The 3,754-nt window shown below is 38.6% G+C and carries 3 protein-coding genes; all 3 read right to left on the bottom strand.

What is annotated here, in order from left to right; all coding sequences use genetic code 11:
• Nucleotides 1-172: 172 nt before the first annotated feature.
• The gene (locus CWB66_RS03065) at nucleotides 173-1,141 is read right to left on the bottom strand and encodes a PstS family phosphate ABC transporter substrate-binding protein (RefSeq protein ID WP_138584298.1); all 969 of its coding nucleotides are present in this window, start codon (nucleotides 1,139-1,141) and stop codon (nucleotides 173-175) included.
• A gap of 106 nt (nucleotides 1,142-1,247) precedes the next feature.
• Nucleotides 1,248-2,564 (bottom strand): phosphate regulon sensor histidine kinase PhoR, encoded by a 1,317-nt coding sequence (gene phoR / locus CWB66_RS03060; RefSeq protein ID WP_077535829.1) that lies wholly within the window; start codon nucleotides 2,562-2,564, stop codon nucleotides 1,248-1,250.
• 66 nt (nucleotides 2,565-2,630) lie between these two features.
• On the bottom strand, nucleotides 2,631-3,320 hold the full coding sequence (phoB, locus tag CWB66_RS03055; RefSeq protein ID WP_006791869.1) for a phosphate regulon transcriptional regulator PhoB: 690 nt from the start codon (nucleotides 3,318-3,320) through the stop codon (nucleotides 2,631-2,633).
• Nucleotides 3,321-3,754 lie beyond the last annotated feature (434 nt).

The raw sequence follows: 3,754 nt of genomic DNA, 5'->3' as shown, positions 1-3,754 counted from the left end.
AATAAAAATTATAACAATTTTATTAAAAACATGATCATTCTAGCGTATTAAATAACTCACTCACTACGTTAAAAATTATGATACATAGAACAACTATGTATCATAATTTTAGCCTTGTTATTGCGCTATTTTCTTATCGCTATAATAACTCACTAATTTAATGCAATTGGTATTAGTTTAAACCAAGCTTTTTAAGTTCTACTTTAACTAACTTTGCAGATAGTGGTACATACCCATCTTTTTCTACAATTTGCTGACCATCTTTTGAAAGTACCATTCTTAAAAATTGTTCTTCCATAGGTGATAGCGGTTTATTTGGGTGTTTGTTCACGTATACATATAAAAAGCGAGACAGTGGATACTTACCTTGAGCAACGTTATCTAGTGTTGCATCAACAAAGTTATCGCCTTTTTTAGCAAGTGGCACTGTACGTACGCCCGATGTTTTATAACCAATACCAGAATAACCAATTGCATTTAGTGACGATGAAATTGATTGTACTACTGATGCAGAACCTGGTTGCTCATTTACATTGTTACGGAAATCACCTTTACACAATGCTTTTTTCTTAAAGTAACCGTATGTACCTGATACCGAGTTACGTCCATAAAGTTGAATATCGCGTGCTGCCCAGTTACCTGTTAAACCAACTTCACTCCAACGATTTACTTGCTCAGAAGCACCACACTTACGAGTAGATGAGAAAATAGCATCTACTTGGTCAATACGAAGACCTTCAATTGGGTTATCTTTGTGTACGTAAACAGCAAGTGCATCAATAGCTACGCGAACTGCTGTTGGTTTGTAACCGTAACGTTTTTCAAACGCTTCGATTTCTTTTGATTTCATTGCACGGCTCATTGGACCTAGGTTAGCAGTACCTTCGGTTAATGCCGGTGGTGCAGTAGATGAACCTGCGGCTTGAATTTGAATATTTACATTTGGGTAAATACGTTTATATTCTTCAGCCCAGAACGTCATCATGTTGGCTAGAGTGTCAGAGCCTACCGATGAAAAGTTACCTGAAACACCACTAATTTTTTGGTACTCAGGGATATCTTTGTCTAGTGCAACTGCTTGTGCAGATACGAAAGTTGTAACAGCCACACCCATTGCGGCAACTAAGTTTTTAAATCTCATGGTGGATTCTCCGGTTTGTTCGTTCCATTTTCTAACTGTTGCCCACTCTAAAGTGAGTACATGACAGTTAGATTACTCTTAAGTGACACTTTTATGACTTTACTTATCAAGCTATTTCTTTAGCTAATGGAACTATCTTATCTATTGAAAAACAAAAAGAAAAACACGATCCTTTAGCTAATTCGCTAGTAATATTTAACTGGCTATCATGGCGGGTTAGTACGTGTTTTGTAATTGCAAGGCCTAAGCCTGACCCTCCCGTTGTTCTACTGCGTGCTTTATCTACTCGATAAAAACGTTCAGTTAAACGGTTAATATGCTCAGGTGCAATGCCATCACCATTATCGGTTACTGTAAAACACGCCAGATCATTTTTACGTTCCCAGCACACGTTTACTTTACCGCCAGGCTTTGTGTAATGAATTGCATTAAATACTAAATTAGAAAACGCACTACGCAGCTCATCCTCAGAACCTTTAATATCTAAACTGTCATCTATATCAAAAATCAGTTCGTGTCCTTTATCCTGATTGATTGATTGCGCTTCGGTTTTAATATAACTAAGTAGCAGAGGGACATTAATCGCTTTGTCGTTATCTTGACGGCGTGCGCCCTCAATACGCGAAAGCGATAATAACTGACTCACTAAACTGTCCATGCGTTTACATTGCTCAAGCATGGTTTTTTGCGCTTTACCCCACATAGCCGGTGGCGGCATCATGTCGCTATCCATCATCTCAAGATAGCCCGTAACGACCGTAAGCGGAGTACGTAGCTCATGCGACACATTGGCAACAAAGTCTTTACGCATTTGTTCTAGTTGCTTCAACCGCGTTACATCACGCACCACAACCATAAGCTGAGTGCTTGCGTACGGCATAACCCTAAACTCAAGTATTTGTTCTACAGCATGCCCGTTATCAAGTTCGAGAGCATCGTCAAATTCACCTTTGTGCATGTATTTAGCAAACTTAGGCTCACGAATTAAATTATCAAGCCGTTGACCATGATCGGTTGGCCACTGCAGACCAAGTACTTTAAGCGCTAATTGGTTGCACCAGACAATACTTAAATCATTTTGTAATACGATAACGGCATCGGGTACGGCTTCAGCTCCATCGCGAAAACGACGAATTAAATCGGCAAGTTCATTACGTTTTTTACGGTTGCGATGTTGCAGGTGGTAAATGCCTTCAAATACTTGTTCCCACGCGCCTTCACCTTCAGGCGGATTAAAACTGCGCTGATTTAAAAGCCAATCGCTCAAACGGTATAGTTGATGGTAATGCCAAATAAGGAGGGAAAAAGATCCTAAAAATAAAAGCAAAAATGGTGCGCCAACTAGCACACCAATTAGTAGTAAGGGTAAAAAATAGATAAACAGACGCTTTACTAACGCCTGCTTATTAACAACTCGATACATACACTCACTTTACCTTAGAGTAGTAATACACACGTACGTTACAAATAAGTTTCTTTTTTCAATATATTATAGTTTACTCGAAAAACGATAGCCCGCGCCACGTACAGTTTGCACCAAGCGATCATGCCCTAACGGGCCAATTGCTTTACGCAGGCGACGAATATGCACATCAACCGTTCGATCTTCTACATAAACATTAGTGCCCCATACATGATCAAGTAGTTGTTCACGGCTATAAACACGCTCTGGGTGAGTCATAAAAAAGTGCAGTAATCTAAACTCAGTTGGCCCCATATCAAGTTCATTCCCTTCTGAGGTAACTCGATGCGAAATAGGGTCTAAACGTAAGCCATGCACTTCTATAGCTTCCTCTAGCGAGGTTGGTGACACACGACGGATAACCGCTTTAATACGCGCCATTAATTCTTTCGGCGAAAACGGCTTGGTAACGTAATCATCTGCACCTACTTCAAGGCCACGTACTTTATCTTCTTCTTCGCCACGGGCTGTAAGCATAATAATTGGGATTTGGCGGGTATGTTCGTTTTGCTTAAACTTTTTAGCAATTTGAATACCGCTACCACCAGGTAGCATCCAATCAAGTAAAACCATATCTGGGTACGGCTCTACCATGGCTGCAATAGCAGAGTCGTAATCTTCTGCTTCAATTGCTTGAAATCCATTTTGCTCTAAAACAAAAACTAACATCTCCCTGATAGGAGCTTCGTCATCTACGACTAGTACTTTACGTGACATTCCAATTTATCTCTTAGGCTATCGAATTAGTTTTCATTATTATGACTAAGTATGACATTTTTATGAAAGTGTAACGTGTAAATTAAAATGATGGTAAAAAAAACACAAAATAGTGACAAAAAAACTCATTAACGTCATATTCTTAAAATCTTTTTAATATTTGAGTCAGTAAAAAAGTGATTTACGATAAATTTACAAAATGTAGTTTTAGACTTTTAGATCATTTTATTTATTGATCTGGGTAGTCAATTTATTGGGATCATTGTTTTACTAACAAAGCTGTTTTTATAGATCGATGTATTTAAATAGCTAAATAACCTGAACTCTGGATAATAAATCTATCTCAAGCAGCTATTTTCAGCGCTAACTGCGTTGAATTTACTTGCAATAGGCCCGCTATTGACGCGTAAATTCGCCTTGCTTTCACTGAAAAT

It is taken from the genome of Pseudoalteromonas sp. S558 (assembly GCF_005886635.1).
Taxonomy (GTDB): domain Bacteria; phylum Pseudomonadota; class Gammaproteobacteria; order Enterobacterales; family Alteromonadaceae; genus Pseudoalteromonas; species Pseudoalteromonas aliena.
The sequence above is the reverse complement of the archived record's forward strand: the minus strand, read 5'-3'. Positions and strand labels throughout refer to the sequence as shown.